General features: G+C 51.3%; 9 protein-coding genes and 1 riboswitch. Of the genes, 2 read left to right on the plus strand and 7 right to left on the minus strand.

The genetic code is table 11. The features are described 5' to 3' along the window. Positions 1–2: 2 nt before the first annotated feature. The 7 genes from B9D94_RS22895 to B9D94_RS22925 form a co-directional block, all read right to left on the minus strand. The gene (locus B9D94_RS22895) at positions 3–545 is read right to left on the minus strand and encodes an RNA polymerase sigma factor (protein WP_148248053.1); all 543 of its coding nucleotides are present in this window, start codon (positions 543–545) and stop codon (positions 3–5) included. Positions 546–758: 213 nt separating this feature from the next. Then, positions 759–1,739, minus strand: coding sequence for a DMT family transporter (locus B9D94_RS22900; protein WP_148248054.1), 981 nt, complete (start codon positions 1,737–1,739; stop codon positions 759–761). Positions 1,740–1,881: 142 nt separating this feature from the next. Continuing rightward, positions 1,882–2,050: riboswitch (FMN riboswitch) on the minus strand. Positions 2,051–2,249: 199 nt separating this feature from the next. Further along, positions 2,250–2,636 (minus strand): hypothetical protein, encoded by a 387-nt coding sequence (locus B9D94_RS22905; protein ID WP_006208569.1) that lies wholly within the window; start codon positions 2,634–2,636, stop codon positions 2,250–2,252. Between the two features lie 244 nt (positions 2,637–2,880). Continuing rightward, positions 2,881–7,995 carry a choice-of-anchor I family protein gene (locus tag B9D94_RS22910; RefSeq protein WP_148248055.1) on the minus strand — a complete coding sequence of 1,705 codons (5,115 nt, stop codon included), beginning with the start codon at positions 7,993–7,995 and terminating at the stop codon, positions 2,881–2,883. 356 nt (positions 7,996–8,351) lie between these two features. Then, on the minus strand, positions 8,352–9,971 hold the full coding sequence (locus tag B9D94_RS22915; RefSeq protein ID WP_006208566.1) for an extracellular solute-binding protein: 1,620 nt from the start codon (positions 9,969–9,971) through the stop codon (positions 8,352–8,354). A gap of 33 nt (positions 9,972–10,004) precedes the next feature. Further along, positions 10,005–10,886: a carbohydrate ABC transporter permease gene (locus B9D94_RS22920; protein ID WP_006208565.1), complete on the minus strand. Its 882-nt coding sequence runs from the start codon at positions 10,884–10,886 to the stop codon at positions 10,005–10,007. Between the two features lie 16 nt (positions 10,887–10,902). Then, positions 10,903–11,793 (minus strand): ABC transporter permease, encoded by an 891-nt coding sequence (locus B9D94_RS22925; protein ID WP_253806195.1) that lies wholly within the window; start codon positions 11,791–11,793, stop codon positions 10,903–10,905. A 364-nt stretch (positions 11,794–12,157) separates the two neighbouring features. Between B9D94_RS22925 and B9D94_RS22930 the strand changes: the two genes are divergently transcribed. Both B9D94_RS22930 and B9D94_RS22935 read left to right on the plus strand, forming a co-directional pair. Next, a complete protein-coding gene (locus tag B9D94_RS22930; protein WP_148248057.1) occupies positions 12,158–14,422 on the plus strand; it encodes a helix-turn-helix domain-containing protein in 2,265 nt (754 codons plus the stop codon). A gap of 266 nt (positions 14,423–14,688) precedes the next feature. Continuing rightward, entirely contained in the window at positions 14,689–16,965 is a 2,277-nt protein-coding gene (locus B9D94_RS22935) for a preprotein translocase subunit SecA (protein ID WP_148248058.1), read from the plus strand. The last annotated feature ends 22 nt before the right edge of the window (positions 16,966–16,987 follow it).

Genomic DNA, 16,987 nt, shown 5'->3' on the forward strand with positions numbered 1-16,987 from the left:
TCCTACGGATTCTCGGTTTCATAATGAATGCGCAGTTTGTCCCTTGCCCGGCGAATCCGCGCGGTGACGGCTTTCTCCTGCATATTCAGCCTGCTTGCAATGTCGCGGATTTTCTCCAAATAGAAATACCTGCGGATGAATATTTCGCGATCAGGTTCGCCCATCCCCTGCACCATGCCGCTTATCGTTTCTTTCTCCTGCCGCAGAATAGCCAATGCCTCGGCAGAGGGACATGAAACTGCATCATCTTCCAATTCAGATTCAATGATACGCTGTCTTTTTCGCAATGCATTCAGGGTATGATTACGTGCGGCTATGGCCAGATAAGGCCTGAGACTATCCCCGCGCAGAATGATTCTGGGCCCGTCTGTCCACAGCCTGATGAGCACATCACCGGCTATTTCCTCCACATCGTAGGAATTAAACCGCCCACCTGCCACCTTAGCGACCACCGCGGCTATGTAGCGTGAATAGCGCTCGACCAAAGTTTCAAAACATTGCAGATCTTTCCTTGCAAGCCCATCCAACAATGTCCGATCCTCCATGGATCCTCCCCCCTTAATCATCTCTTTTGGTGAACCCAGCCCCATAGATCAGGTGCTACTATATAAGACACCTATAATTCTAAAAACCCTACACACCTTCGAAAAAATGATCCTTTCACAGGACGACCAACCCAATGGAATAACTTTGACACGACAAAAAAAGCCGATCCATTTCGGATCAGCTTTTCTGCAAGCACATATGAAATTACTCCATTACTGTAATGAAAGAGAAGCCTCGGATTGTTGTCTCGATATAATAAACAGCACGATCCAGATCAACAGGAAGCCCAGGAGCTGCGGACCTGTTACAACCTGCTGGAATACGATCCAGTTGATGAGCACGCCTACCATAGGGAAACTCAATTCAGCGAGTGTCGCTACAGAGGCTTTGGTCGTGGTCAGCCCTTTATAATACACAAGCAAGCTCAGAAGACCTGGCAGCAGTGCCTGACCGATAAGATTCAAGGATACCAGGGCAAAGTCGCCTGTACCCCATGCCGGCATATTCCATGCAGCGCCCTCGCTCCACGTAATGACGGTCAGAAGGGGCAGTGCCAGCACAAAGCGCAGCGAGGTTACCGTCTCGTACTTCAGCTTGCCTACCATCAGGCGTCCCATCACCGTTGAACCGCCCCACAAGGCTGCTGCGCCTAATGACAAGAGGCTGCCTACCTGAATAAATTCATTCCAATGTCCAATGGGCAGGGTTAAACCGAAGGTCAGCAAATACGTACCTGCCAGAGCAATCACGAGTAAAATCCCGAAATGACGGGGGAGCTTCTCCTTAAGCAGCAAGCTGGCCAGTATAATGGCAAATAGCGGCTGCAGCTTCTGAAGAAGCAGGACGGCATTCAGATTGCCGCTCGACAGTCCCATCGTAAACAAGACGGTAGCCAATGCCGAGCCGCCCCAAGAGATGAACAGCAGTGCACCAACATGATTCCATCCAAGCCCCTTTAACTCCATGCGGTTCTTCCATAATACAGGAATAGCTATCAACGAAATAATGACGTGTTCAAGCAACACAATCTGAGCAGAAGTCAGATTCTTCAGCAGAATGACCCGGAATAAAGGATCAACGCCCCACAGGGCGGCTCCCAAAACGACGAGCCAAAACCCTCCCTTAAAACATCGGCTTGCCTGTGTGTCGGAATCGTAGGGTTTAACCTCGACTCCGGTATTAACATTACTCATCTTGCCCTCTCCTGTCTTGAATACGGAGGTCTTGCTAGCAGAAAGCCCCCGTAGACGACATGTGTCGACATATACGGGGGCTGATCAAACAAGCCTACTGTGAAACGGATGTATTCCTATCCCGTTCCACAGCAAACTCATCTTTGATCTTCTCCCATCCGGACTTTACCGTCGGCCTTGGATTTGCACCAAGTCAGTCGCTGCATTCATATTGATACCAGAACGTAGCGAGTCGCGGGCTGAGGTTCGTTCACGTTAAGGAACGAACCATCACCGCCGGTTAGGAATTTCACCTTACCCCGAAGATCCATATTCATGTTTTATTTTGTAACGCATTAATTAACCAATAATTCCTATGAGCTTAGTCGATATATTGAAATTATAACATGAATGGTTTCATGTAAATACATCTATTTTCAAAATAAATGATTTTCGCTCCGGATTCAATGAGAAATCTCACATTCAACTAATCTTACTGAGAATTATACAGCAAGTATCAATTAGTTACCACTATGATTTTTTGCCATTTTCCCGTGATGTCTCGAATACGGCTCCAGCTATAATCCCTGCAGCACCCGCCTGAAGGTTCAACAGATGGAGTGCCTCCTTCGTATTCAGACTCATTCCGCCCGTTTGAGGCAAAGGCGCCAAGAGATGAGATGAATCGGCGGCAGCCTCATCCTTGTACTGCTTCGTTTCGCTTAACAATATCTTGCTCCCATTCGATTGAACGATGTATTGGCGCAAATAGCCGCCTTCCCTTACCGTCACAAGCCTGCCTTTGTTCTCTTCTTCTTTCTTGTTCTTCTGAAAGATCTCTTCAAACCCTTCCTGCCCCGGCTTTGCGATCTTCAGCCGGGCAGAATTCCAGCTCGTATAGTCGGATTCGATACGCATATGGCCACATCCTTATCAGCTTATTCATTCACTGATATTATCGGTGACTTGGCGCTTCTGTTTAATTCATGGCAGCGCTGACCTTCACCGCAGGACAAGATCGCGCTTCAATACACGGACAACGTCAATAATTTCACAGCAGTAATAGACTGCTCCTGTGTTTGATGCTGTACGAAAAGACCGTCCTTAAGGCTCATAGAGAGCCTTAAGGACGGTCTTGTGGTTGCATGACTTCAGTTTGATTCTAGTCCATCCATTGGAGCTGGACCAGAGCACGGTTCAAAACCAGCGCCGCTTGAGCGCGGGTAACCGAGTCGAGGGCCCCATAGTTGCCACGGTGGTCACCCTGCACAATGCCTTGATCTGCCAAGCGACCGATATTTGCCGCCGCCCAGGCCGGTATGGAAGCTTGATCCTTGAATCTGTTAACAGCGTCCGTACCCTTGCCAGCTGGAGCAGATGGACTCACCGCCTCCATCGCACGGGTCAGCATCACGGCCATCTCGGCACGCGTCATGCTGGCGTTTGGCGAGAAGGCTCCTCCATTACCGCCTTCAATAATACCGTAGAGCGAGGCCGCACCAATCTCGCCAGCATAAGCGGCGTCATCACGGACATCCTTGAACTTCCCGCTCTCGATTACAGGACTGAGGCCCATGGCGCGTACCAGCATAGCTGTAAATTCGGCACGCGTGATCTCTCTGCCAGGCGCATATGCATTCGCATTCACTCCGTTCACGAGCAGTTTGGAGGCCATGGATTCAATCTGTTCCTTCGCCCAGTGACCATCAAGATCCGTAAACGTCTTCTTGAACTGCAGCAGCGTATAGATGCCGTTCCCGGCATGCTTCACTTCCATGGCAGGTTTACCGTTCCATGTGGTCTTTACAGCCGGAACAAATCGGAAGATCCCTGCTGCATCATCATAGATCACGGCTGTAACGGAATCTGAATTCGCTCCTGCCGGAAGCGGTAAAATCCGGCTGACCATCTTCTTCCCGAAATCTTTCACTTCTTGCTCTTGCCCCTGTGCTCCAACGGCAACACCGAACTTGACGGCTGTACCGTTCACCGGAGCTGCACCCATGGAAGCTGCCTTGCGTGACATATCGTTTGCCATCTCGGCGCCAATCGGACTCACAGATACTTTCACCTGAAGGCTGCTTGAACCCTGTGTCTGCTTCAATGCTCCATCCAGATTCAGCGCTGCCAGTGGAAGACGGTAAGCGCCAAGAGCGGTTTCCACAACCACGACTGCTTGCTCATTCTGTTCCACCGCTTGAATCAGCCATGCAGCCGGTATGGCCGCTTCTGCAGCGCCGGTCAGGTCGGAAGCCCGAATCACAAGCTCCTGCTGACCACTGGCTGACAATCCGGCAACGGCTTTCTTCCAGGCTGCTTCATTAACGGTAATCTGAGCCGTTGACCCACCGGAGACGTCGATCTTGAGATCATCGCCTGTCATCACGTTCGCTGCTGAATTGCCACCGGTCGAAGGAGACGTTGGCCCGGTTGTTGGCGGTGTGACAGAACCGCCGCCTCCCGATCCGCCTGATCCTGTGCCAGGCTCTGGCGACGACCCGCCATCACCAGGGTTTGCCGGTTTCTTCTGCTCGATAATCCGTCCCTCTACCTTAGGCGATACGGTTCCGCCCAACTTCGTTACATACTCCATAAAAATTTCGTAATCCGGATAGCCCAGATCCTCGTTGTATTTCCCTTCGGCAATCGCGTCGGCAAAGGATTTGTATCCATCCCCGCCCTTGGCCACAAAGCTGTTCGTAGCCATGCGGTACGTCTCCGACAGTACCAGAGGTTTGTAACTTCCGTCCTTCATAATCTGAACATCAAACACTTTGTTTCCAGCCGGTGCCGTTGAATCCCACTTGAATTTCATGCCGGCGATTTGCGGGAATTTACCCGGCAAATCCGTCAGCTTGGCACCGCTGATTCCATTCTCAAGTCCGTCCTTCAACTGCTGGCCTGTAACATCCAGTACAAACAGGGTATTTCCGAAAGGCATCACCGTACGCAGTTCGCCCATCGTGATTTCACCTTCGTCGATGGCGGCGCGGATACCACCACCGTTCATTAGAGCCACATCGGCATTTTTAAGCTCTTTGGCTTTTGCCAGCATGCCGTCAGCGATGAGATTGCCCAGATTTGTCTCCTTGGAACGGACATTCTCGCGATTCCCGTCAAGCACGACTGCTGCAATACCGACAACCTGCTTCATCAGCTCTTCCAATTCCGCTTTATAAGGATCCAGCATGTCCTTGGCCTGCGTATCTTCTGCTACCGTATTGTCAACAGGGATCAACTTGCCGCCAAGCTCGCCTTCCCCAACGAGGACAACGCCGTTGTTGTCAAATTGCAGATCTACCCGGCCCAAGAATTTGCCCCATTCATTGGCTTGCACGATAACCGTTGGTGTCTGGTGATCGTTGTCGATAACCACTTCCGGTGCATTCAGCGTTGTATGGGTATGACCGCCAACGATGAGGTCAATGCCTTCAACAGCCTTCGCAAGCTCCTGGTCCCTTGCGTAACCAAGGTGGGAAAGGGCGATGATTTTGTTAAGTCCATCCTTCTCCATAGCTTCCACCGTAGCCTGAGCGGAAGTCACCGCATCCTTGAATATAACGTCTTTACCCGGGCTGGAGGTTTCAGCCGTATCTTCGGTCGTTAATCCGAACACCCCTACCTCCTGACCGTCAACCAGCAGGGTCACATAAGGATACACCCCACTGTTGGCCGTCGTTTTCGGTTGCCGGGTGTCGATCAACGCCGGATTTTTAAGCAAGTTCGAAATGTTGATATCCCGGCTCAGGTCCACGTTAGCGCTAACCAGCGGGAATTGTGCCTTGCTCACGAAATCTGCAAGCGCCTGGGTCCCTTGGTCGAACTCATGGTTTCCGAACGTCATGGCATCATAGCCCATGTAGTTCATGAAGGCCAGATCGGCCAATCCGAACCATTTGGTGAAATACAGATCGCCCGAGAATACATCCCCTGCATCCAGCAGCAGGTTGTTTCCGCCCTCGCTGCGCACTTGCTCGACCAGCGTTGCCCGTCTGGCCACTTCACTCAGATGTGCATGGGTATCGTTAGTATGCATGACCGTCAGCTTCCATGGCTCGTCTACGGCCGAACCATCCGTAACCCGGACGGGTACTTCCGCTGCACCGTAACCGTCCTTGCTTAGGACGGTGATCACGGCTTCACCCACGGACAGTGGCGTTACCAGTCCGTTCTGATCCACGGTGGCTACCGCTTCATCGGTAGAGCTCCAGACGAGCTCTGTTGAACCGCCTTGAGTCGGTTCAACCGTCGCTTGCAGCTGCGCCTTGGCACCGCCTGCAGCCAGTGTCAGCGAAGACTTATCCAGCGAGATTCTACTAACTTTGAGCTCCAACAGAGCTACAGTTCCGCTAACCTCGTTGGCAACCAGCAGCAAGGGACGTCCTGTCGGACTGTCGAAAGCCGATATAAAGTCCAATCCCTCCGGACCGGAGTCCGAGGTAATGCCGGCTGTAAAATCGCGTGTGTTGATATAGTTCAGGAATGTCGGAGCCGACGGATCACTTACGTCATATGTCATAACTCCGCCAATACGCTCCAGTCCGACAAAGGCCAGTGTTTTCTGCCCTACCTTGCCCACCGTTACATATTCCGGCTCTGGTCCTTTCTTGGAGCTGCGGCTGTCCAGATCGATTTTGTCATTACTTGCATTAAAGTATGTCGGCAGACGCTCAGCCGTAATCTTCTCGAAATCGCTGCCGCTGTCGTAGACGGGGGACATATGGTCTGCATTCCATATGGAGAATGAACGGGCACCATACATGTACAATCCGTCATTGCCCATATCGCTGGCAACCTCAACCTTATCGTAGGTACTCCCTTTGTCCGCCAGGAATTGGGCAGCCGCCGAGGATGGATTCAGGCCGGATTTCAACTTGCCAACGTCACTTTCATTGCTTCGATCGTCCCAGCCGGTTGCGTCCCCTTCATTCGCAGACAGAATGTATTGCTGTCCGTTTACGCTGTAGGTCGCGATTCCGTCCGGCATATACATCCCGTAAAAAGGGACGTTCTCAAACTTGATTTGGCTGTCCTTCAGGAGATCCAGCTCGTTCCCCGTTTGATTGAAATCCTTGTATCCCAGTCCCCGAACCGATGTAATCGACTTGGAGGCGATATCGACTACTGCCATCGCATTGTTCTCCTGCAAAGCGACATACGCAGTCTGCTCATCCTCGGACAAGGCAATGTATTCGGGCTCCAGATCGTGGATGGCAGACGTTTTCGGTCCGCTTGTTATAATCTTGCCATCCGTTTCTACGGCTCCGCGAATGTGGACATTGTCATCGATGATCGACGGATCATCAAATTTCAGTTGGCTCACTTCGCTTGATGTTGTATCGATGATCGTGATGCTGCCTTCCGGATCTGGAGCTGTCTCTGTGCGAGGCTCACCTTCATCCGCCGTCAGGATATAGCGGCCATCCGACGTGTATTTAACCATATCCGGTTGGATGCCCGTATCGTATGACGTGATCAGGCTGCCCTCATAATCGAGGACGAGAACCTTTCCAGGCTTGGTATGATCCAGCTCCTGGACAGCAACCACAACCTTCTTGGTCTTGTTATTGATGTCTACACTGGTCAGATCGCCGTACTGGAAGTTGCCCGTTTCCGCCAGGGCCTCTACGTTAATCTGTTTATCTTTGACAAGGCTGCCATCGGCATGAAGAGATACAATCTCCAAACTTGCCGGCTGGGTAGAGCCGTTCACCAAATACAGCTTCCCATTGTCCTTGTTGTACTTCACAATCTCCGCGACACCGCCATCTTTGTTGGAGGTGCCTACAGCGTAATGTCCAATCATCTCGACAGCCAGCTTGTCTGCAACCGGCTCCGAACGTTTACCGTATACTTGCAGCGTGACCTGCGACTGCGTCGTTGCCGGTACAGATGCGCTGTCTTGCGCTGTTACATCAATTGTATATTCGCCCTTTTGTCCAGTTGCAGGTGTTCCCGTAACGATCCCTGTGTCTGCTGCCATCGACAAACCTGCCGGCAAACCTGCCGCGGTGAAGGTATACGGTGCTTGTCCGCCATACACATCAACCGTAACCGTGTAAGGCTCCTCTTCATACGCATCCGGAAAAGCTGCAGTAGAAATGCCAAAATTGGCAGCCAGTGCAGTTCCACCCTGCGCTGCTTCCACGTTGACTGGCTGAGATGCTGCCTGATTGGTATCCGCCAGCACGGTTCCCGCCGAGAATAGAGAGGCCATCGTTATTTCTGCTGCCATCCATAGCGAGACGACTTTCATGACATTACGTTTCAAGTTCATTTCCCCTCTTCTTAGACCTTATTATATTTTCAAGTGTACGTCCGAAGTGTTAACTCTCACTCAATATTAGTCGCGGATTATGTAAAATGGCGCCTGGACGACAAGAAAACCGCCAATCAAATGACGGCGGCTTCCTTCAAAGCAGCCATTAATTAAGCCAAGCTGCCAACGCCAATTACGGTAAACACGATTCTCACGCGGCTATCCCGCCCTCCTCCAGACCCCATGTATATGCCTCTTCATTCTGCTACTGTAATACAAATCATATCATCACATTTGGAATATATAACCAATTATTCGAAGGCAAAAACGCGATGCGAAAAACCTCTCCGCACCGCGTCTATGAATCTCTCTGCTTACTCTGCCTGGTAGCGGTCATACGCCGCCTGATACACTTCCATATAGCGGTCCAGCCCCATTTTGTTGAGTGTGTTCACATACTCTTCCCACTGGCTGAACGAGGCAGATCCGTTTACGAATTTGGCTTCCATCTCCGTTACGTAGTCCTGAATGTCCTTGCCGATCGAGGACATGACATCCGTCTCCTCGATCGTGAAATTGAAGTTGTACAGAATCTCCTTCACCGCATACGGCTTTGCTTTTTCCGCAGCGGCCATGGCGCTTGGCAGTGTCTCCGAGCCCTTGAACCAGCTCTCCTTAACCAGCCCAGGGTAGCTGCCGCCGAGCCAAGTGAAATACTTGGCAAGCGCCTGATCCTGCGTCAGCCCATTGGAATTCTCCGTAATCTCCTTCACGTATTCCAGTTGACCGTCTCCACTCTTCGTATAGGTCTCGCCTTCCTTGCCCATGAAATAGAACTGGGCTCCTTCATCCCCGTAGAAATAATCCATCCAGCGAATCGTCGCTTCCGGGTTCGGATTCTTATCCGTAATGGCAAATGCGCCCACATGCACCATCGGGACTTTTACGTGAGAGTAGAGCTGATCTCCGTGCGGTCCCTTCAGCGCTCCAAGCCCGATGTATTCCTTGCGTCCCATAACGGTCTCCGGGTTCGGCACGATGGTGGAACCGAGCAGTCCCTCCTGCCCCTTGGCATTCAGTGCGCCGCCTTCAATCGTGAAAATCTCTTTGTCGAGCAATCCTTCCATGTAGAGCTTATTCACAAACTCCAGCATCTCCTTGTATTCCGGCAGCGCTTTGGTAAAGCGAAGTTTGCCTGTGTCCGGGTCCACATCCACGAATTTATGGCCGAGCCCGCTCGTTCCAAGCCCCCATGAACCCTTCAGATGGTCAATGATTCCCGTAATGCCTGTTGAAGAGAACGGAATTTCGTCATGCAACCCGTTGCCGTTCAGATCCGTTTCTTTGACCGCCTTCAAATATGCATAGAACTCTTCCGTTGTCTGCGGCTCTTTCATGCCGAGCTGGTCCAACCACTCCTGATTTATCCACAGCGGAGTGCCGATCAGCATAGACAACAGGGCAGGATCATAGAAGGAAGGCAGGGAATAAATCTTGCCATCCGGCATCGTCAGTCCTTTGCGAATATCGGGATATTCTTCCATGAGTTTTTTGAAGTTCGGCGCATACTTGTCGATCAGATCGTTCAGCGGTATGAATACCCCCTGCTCGCCATAACGCGTCAATTCCGCAGAGCCCACCCTGGCCGAGTAGAACACGTCCGGGTAATCCCCCCCGGCCAGAGCCAGGTTCCTCTTCTCGGTCAATGTCTCAAACGGAATGAGATTCCATGTCACATTCACGTTCGACATCTCCTGATAGGTTTTCCATACCAGCGTTTCCTCGAATTTGCTTCCGTTTGTCGGCGATTTACCCGTGAAAAAGGTCAGATTTAGAGGCTCGTTCACAATCGGCATTCCGGTCTCGTTGAGATTAGCCTGCGGCGTTTCTCCCTTATCCGCTGCGTCTTCCCCGCTCTTGCTCCCACAACCGGCCAGCAGCCCGGCAGCCAGCACAGCTGCCAATGCAAGTGAAGTCCATCTTTTCATAACCATAAATTTCATATCCCCCTCATCAATTGTCCGTACTCAACCTTTAATCGCACCAATCATAACACCCTTCACAAAATACTTTTGCAGGAACGGGTACAGCAGCAGCATCGGCAGATTCGTAACAATGACCGCCGCATATTTGATCGCTTCCGCATCCATCAGGCTTCGCGCCAGCGAATCATCGCTGATATCAACCATCTCCTGCATCTGCCCCTGAACCAGAATCTCGCGCAGGAACAGCTGCAGCGGATAATTCGCCCGATCCGACAAATAGATCAGGGCGCTGAAATACGAATTCCAGTGGCCAACTGCATAGAATAGCACCATAACGGCCAGAATCGGGCCGGATAACGGGAGGACAATCCTCAGAAGCACTCGCATATTGGAAGCCCCGTCGATAAACGCCGCCTCCTGCATCTCCTTCGGAATCGAGCTTTGGAAGAAGGTTCGCATAATGATGATGTTCCACACCGATACCGCTGAAGGGATGATCATCGCCCAGATCGTATCCAGCATCCCAAGCTCCTTGACCAGCAAGTAATTCGGAATCATCCCCCCGCTGAAGAACATCGTGAACACAATTATCGCCGTAAAAAGCCCGCGGCCGTTAAAATCAGCCCTCGAAAGGGGATAAGCTGCCGCAATCGTCATCATCACATTCAGCGCCGTTCCCGTCGCGGTATAGAGCAGCGTGTTCAGGAATCCTCGCATGAGCTCCGAGTTGGCAAACAACCGCTCGTAACCGACAAACGACAACTCCTTGGGCCATAGCCACACTTCTCCCCGCATCACCGTTTCCGGAGCACTGATGGAAGCAATGAGAACAAAAAATAAAGGATACAGTACAAGGAGCGTAATAAAAGAGAGTATAATGTAAATACATATTCCGGCTATTCGTTCACTCCGGCTCTGCGGCATATGCCATCATTCCTCCTTACCATAGGCTGTTCTCGCTGACTCTGCGCGCAATCCGGTTTACGGCAATCAGCATGATGAAGTTGACGATGGAGTTGAACAGGCCAACCGCAGCCGAGAAGCTGTACTGGGCCCCAAGAATACCGCTCCGGTATACATTGGTCGCAATGACGTCGGACGCTTCCATGTTGAGCGAGTTTTGCATCAGGAAGATCTTCTCGAAGCCGACACCCAGAACGGAACCGATGTTCAGGATGAGCAGAATCGTCATCGTGGGCGCTATGCCCGGCAGATTAATGTGCCAGATGCGCCGGAGCCAGCCTGCGCCGTCCACCTTGGCCGCCTCATGCAGCTGCGGGTCAATCCCGGCGAGCGCTGCGAGATAGATAATGGAGCTCCAGCCCATGCCCTGCCATACGCCCGACCATACGTAGATGCTCTTGAACCAGGAAGGTTCCGTCATGAAGGAAACAGACTCTCCGCCAAAGGAGGTAATGATGAAATTGACGAGGCCGCTAACCGGCGACAGGAACATCATAATCATGCCAACGACAACCACCGTGGATAAGAAATGGGGTGCATAAGTTACGGTCTGTACAAATCGGCGGAACCGGCCCGATCTGGCTTCATTGATCATTAAGGCCAGAATAATCGGAATCGGAAATCCGACCGCCAGCTCATATAACCCGATACCCATCGTGTTTTTGATAATCCGCCAGAAATAAAAGCTGTCAAAAAAACGTTCAAAATGCTTGAACCCGACCCATGGACTGTCCATGATGCCTTTGTTGGCCATAAAATCCTTAAATGCAATCTGGACGCCATACATGGGTACATAGTGAAACAGAATGAAGTAAAGCAGAACCGGTGCAAATAGAGCATACAGCTGCCAGTTTCTGCGTACCTGCATCATCCAGCTTCGCCAAACGCTTTTTTTGCGAATTTTTGAATGCGCTTCCACGCTGTTGAGCTGACGTTGTAAAATCGGTTATCCCCTCGCTTTCGTCTATACTGCGTCTACGTGTGTATTCAGGTTCACGCTTGCATCATAACCGACCCGAACGCAGCAGGGGTATTGACCATTTTATTGATGTCTCGCCTTTCATTGGATGGAGGGGCAGAATCACCGTTTTCCTAAAGCAATGCCTAGAATCTAAAATATTGACTATCCATTTTTTACGGAATATTAACATGAATCGGGCACCATCCTTAACACTCGTCCTATATCATGATGGGAAACCCTGGACGTCGGATAAATATAAGGGGGGAATGCTGTGAATTGGATCAAACATAAAAGCCGCAGTTTATTTTTCAAGATTTTTTTGAGCTTCCTGGCCATCATTGTGTTATTCGGATTGTTCTATATGATGATCTTCCAGCTCTTTAAGACCAGCCTGCAAAAAGAAATCATTGATACAAGCCAGCGTGCGGTTCACGATACGGCGGAACGGTTCTCCAATCAGTTCAGCAGGCTGCAGGTGCTCATGTTTGATATATACAATCAATCCGATTTGATCGGTTTCCATAACCAGCTTCGCCACCAGACCGGAAATGAAGTGAATTATCTGAAGGCACGTGAGGTGATGCTGCAGATGCGAAGCGATATCTATAACCCGCTATTCTTTCTGGAGGATACACTGATTTACTTGCAGGAGCATGATTTTGTGCTCAGCAAATCCGGCAGCGGCGATGCCTCCTATATGTTTAATCGCTCCTACGCCAGCCCGACGTACTCCTATTCATTCTGGAGCAGCTATGAGGATCGCCTTGAATCCTTCACACTCCTCCCTGCGGAAACCTATCGGATCAACAACGATTTATCCGAGAAAAAGCTGATGCCCTTTGTGTACAAACAACCGGATAATCGTTATGAGGTCATTGCCCTCATCGACATTGACAAGGCTGCTCAATCCTTTTTTGGCGATTCGAATGATCGGGCACTGGCGATTCTGGACGCTGATGGCAGCGTGTTATACAACTGGGGTTCCATCCGCCATGAACAGCTGCCTTTATTTCAGGCAGGGCAGGAAGCCGTGCTTCAGGATGGAACCTACTATTTTACCGAAACCGGATCTGACGGACTCACCTACGTCTCGGCTGTACCTTACAGCCATGTGTCTTCTCAGTTAAGCAGGTTAACCGGTGGCTTGCTGCTCATATTCTGTCTGTCTCTCGGAGTAGCTGTTGCCGCGTCCTATTTGTTCAGCCGCAGATTGCACAAGCCGGTGAAACAGATTTTAACGACGGTACTGAATAGAGCCCCCTTCACTTCGATGCCGGAACCGGGAAGCATCACGGAATACGATCTGATCCAGAACCGCATTCAGGAGCTGTTCCGGGAGAAGGAAGAAATTCGGGACCGCATGAACAGACACAAGTCCGTTCTAACCAGTTATTCCTATATCAGCCAGCTGAAGAGCATCAACACCGATATCAGCGAGTGGGAGGATTTCCTGTCAGATGACGGGAGTTTTATCGTGGTTCTGTACCATATCCGTTTCCGCATGAATCCGGCTTATGAGCTTCCGCTGCAAACCGATCAGGCTGTTCGTCATATGCTGGAGCATATTCATCTGATCACGGCCGAGCGCTATCCCGGCTCCCACACGTTCCAGATCGAGAAGAATGAGATCATCTCCATCTTGAAACGCGAAGAAGCCGCCCGGCTGGAGGAGCTGCTGGCCGACATCAGGGGAATGCTAAACGAGGAACGGGAACTGTTCCTTGTCACGATCGCGGTCAGTTCTCAGGTGAGCCATTCTTCCGAATTCAATCAGGCCTACCATCAGGTCAAGGGCCTGACGGCGCAGGCGCCGCTTCGCGACGAATCCCAGCTGGTAACCAAGCAGCGGGCGCTCCCGAACACCGTCAACCTGAGCCCGTCCCAGGAAAAGGGACTGCTCAACGCGCTGCAATCCGGCAGTGACAGCCGCTCCCTGCAGATCATCGATCAGGCGCTGGAGACGCTGCAGCGGAAGGAAGCGGGCATCGCGCAGTTTCGCTTCTTCGCCGATTCCGTCGCTTCCAAGATTCTCAGTTATGCCGAGATGGCACAGATAGATAAATCCTCTGTTCAATCCTTGAAGCAGTGGAGCGGCAGGCTGGCCGAATGCCATTGTCTTGCCGAGTACTCGGGTGTATTCCGTCAGCTCATCGAAGCAGCATGCGCCCTCATCCGCAAGAAAAAGGATACCGGCGAAGAGCCGCTGATCGCCATGTTCATGAACATTATTCATAACCAATATGCCGACGATCTGTCTCTCGACTATTTGTCCGCCAAGCTGAACCTGTCGAGCGCTTACCTCTCCGTTTATATCAAGGAGAAGACCGGTCTCAACTTCAGCGATCATCTGCTCGGCATCCGCATGAACAAAGCGAAGGAACTGCTGGCATGCACAGACTTGACCGTGAACGAGATCAGCCAGCGCGTCGGCTATCTCAACATCACTTCCTTCAACCGGACGTTCAAGAAGGCCGTCGGCATGACGCCGGGAGCCTACCGCAGGCAGCATGTGGTACAGACCCATGCAAGCGGTTAACAACCTGCAACAGGAATAAAAAAAGAGGATGGTCCGCTTCCTTCGCGGCTCATCCTCTTTTGGCTTGCCAGTTTTATCAAAGACTGTGATAGCTTCCATAATGTAATAGATTATATTACAATAATCGATATCCAATAATAACCAGAAGGGATCCATTGTATGCTTGTTAACAACGTTCTTGAATTAAGAACGTACTTCTACTTCACGGATTTCGAAATATAGCCGTATCTGATTCCATTACAGTACTGAAGGGAGATCAAATTCCGATGAATATAGCCGCCAAGTTCATGCAAAAATTCAAAGATTACGATACCCGGCAAAAGCTGAAAGGTTATCGGGAGAAAGCGGAGCTCATCAGGAAACGGAATTTAGAACCATGGGACGAGATGCAGCTGCAAGCGGAATCTCTCCGGCTCAAAAAGGAAGCCTCATCGGGTACGCCTCTGGACGAGCTGCTTGTCGATGCTTATGCGTTAGTCTGCGAGGCGGCGAAGAGACAGCTCGGATTACAGCCTTACGATGTCCAGATCATGGCTGCCATCGCTCTGCACGAGAGATTTTTGATCGAGCAGCATACCGGCGAAGGAAAAACGCTCTCTGCTGTTATGCCTGCTTATCTGAATGCGCTGACCGGCGAGGGCGTTCATGTGCTGACATTTAACGATTATTTGGCCAATCGGGATGCGCATTGGATGGGCCCGATCTATCGTTTCCTCGGGTTAACGGTAAAATCGGTTCAAGCGGGCATGAGCTTGTCCGAGAAACAGGAAGCGTACGCCGCGGATATAACCTATGTTACGGCCAAAGAGGCGGGATTCGATTATTTGCGCGACACGATTGCACTAAACGAAGCCGATACTGTGCATCGTCCTTTCCACTACGTCATCGTCGACGAAGCGGATTCGCTGCTTCTCGACGAAGCGCGGGTGCCGCTAGTCATCGCCGGCGAGCCGGGCTTTTCCGAGAGCGACGGCACTCGTTTTGCCGAAGTGGCCAGGCAGCTCGAGCAGGATGCGCATTACGAGTTCGACGAGTTCAAGCGGAATGTTTATTTGAATGAAGCTGGCTCTGCGAAAGCGGAAGAGCTGCTGGCATGCGGGAATTTGTACGAAAGCCATAATACTTATTTGTTATCGTCGTTGAACTGCGCGCTGCATGCGGAATCGTTATTAAAAAGAGACGTCGATTACATCGTCCGTGACGGTAAAATCGAGCTGATTGACGAATATACCGGCCGCGTGGCGGAGAACAGACATTTGCCGGACCGGCTGCAAGCCGCGCTTACGGCCAAAGAAGGGCTGCAGCCCTCAGCCGGCGGAAAAATTCTCGGTACGATCACCCTCCAACACTTCCTTAGCCTGTATCCGAAGATTTGTGGAATGACGGCTACCGCTCACGTTTCCGCAATGGAATTCGAAGATATTTATGCGCTGCAGGTCGTGCAAATTCCACCCAACCGGCCAAACATACGAGTGGACCATCCGCACCGGATTTATACCCATAAAGAAGCCAAATTCAAGGCGCTTGTACACGAAATCTCGTCTGTCCACAGGGTGGGACGTCCCATTCTCATTGGTACGTCAAGCGTCGAGGAGTCTGACAGGCTGGCCGAAGCGCTGGCGGTTGCCGGCGTACCTTGCCATGTTCTGAATGCGAGTAACGACGAAGAAGAAGCCGATATCATTGCCAAAGCGGGAGAAATCGGCGCCGTGACGGTGTCTACGAATATGGCAGGACGCGGCGTCGACATTCGGCTCGGCGGCGGCAACCTCGCGCAAGCAGAAATTGTGGCCAAGCTGGGCGGGTTGTACGTGATTGGTACGCATATGAACGAAAGCGTGCGGATCGACAACCAACTGCGCGGGCGTTCTGGCCGCCAAGGGGACCCTGGAGCTTCCGTATTTTTCATAAGCCTGGAGGACGAGTTGCTGCTCCGGTTCGGCATCAATCAAGCGATTCGTGCTCCCAGGCAGGATGAGGCTCTCGAGGAGCCGGTGCTCCGCAGTAAAATCGTACATATTCAGCGTGTTGTTATGGGCCAAAACTTCCATATCCGCAAGGAATTAAACGGTTATTCGGATATGGTGGAGGATCAGAGGCGCATTCTATACGAGGAGCGGCTCGGAATATTGACAGGCGAGAAGCCGATGAGCCCTTCGGAGCAGCGGGTACGGCTCTTTTATATCGACGAGTTCTGGGCTGACCATCTGGCATACGTTTCTTACCTTCGCGAAAGCATCCACTTGGAGAGCCTTGCCAGCCGCAATCCGATCGACGAATTTCATGTGCAAATCACCCAAGCATACGAGCAAATTCCGGCTAAAATAAATAGCGAATCGGCGAAAATGCTTGTAAGGCTCGGAGGTTCGAATGATCCGGCGAAGTGGGAAGAGTTCGGTTTGAAGAGTCCCACTTCTACTCGGACTTATATAATTAGCGATCAATACATTCAGAATACGCGCAGCTCATGGACCGCAACGACCGTATTGGCTTATTACATTCGCAAAGTGTTTAGGCCGATATTCGGGTGGGAAAAAGCTTGATGCAGCGCAGCTTCTTCGACGG

Origin of the sequence: Paenibacillus sp. Cedars (assembly GCF_003184205.1) — a bacterium.
Lineage (GTDB): Bacteria > Bacillota > Bacilli > Paenibacillales > Paenibacillaceae > Paenibacillus_AQ > Paenibacillus_AQ glucanolyticus.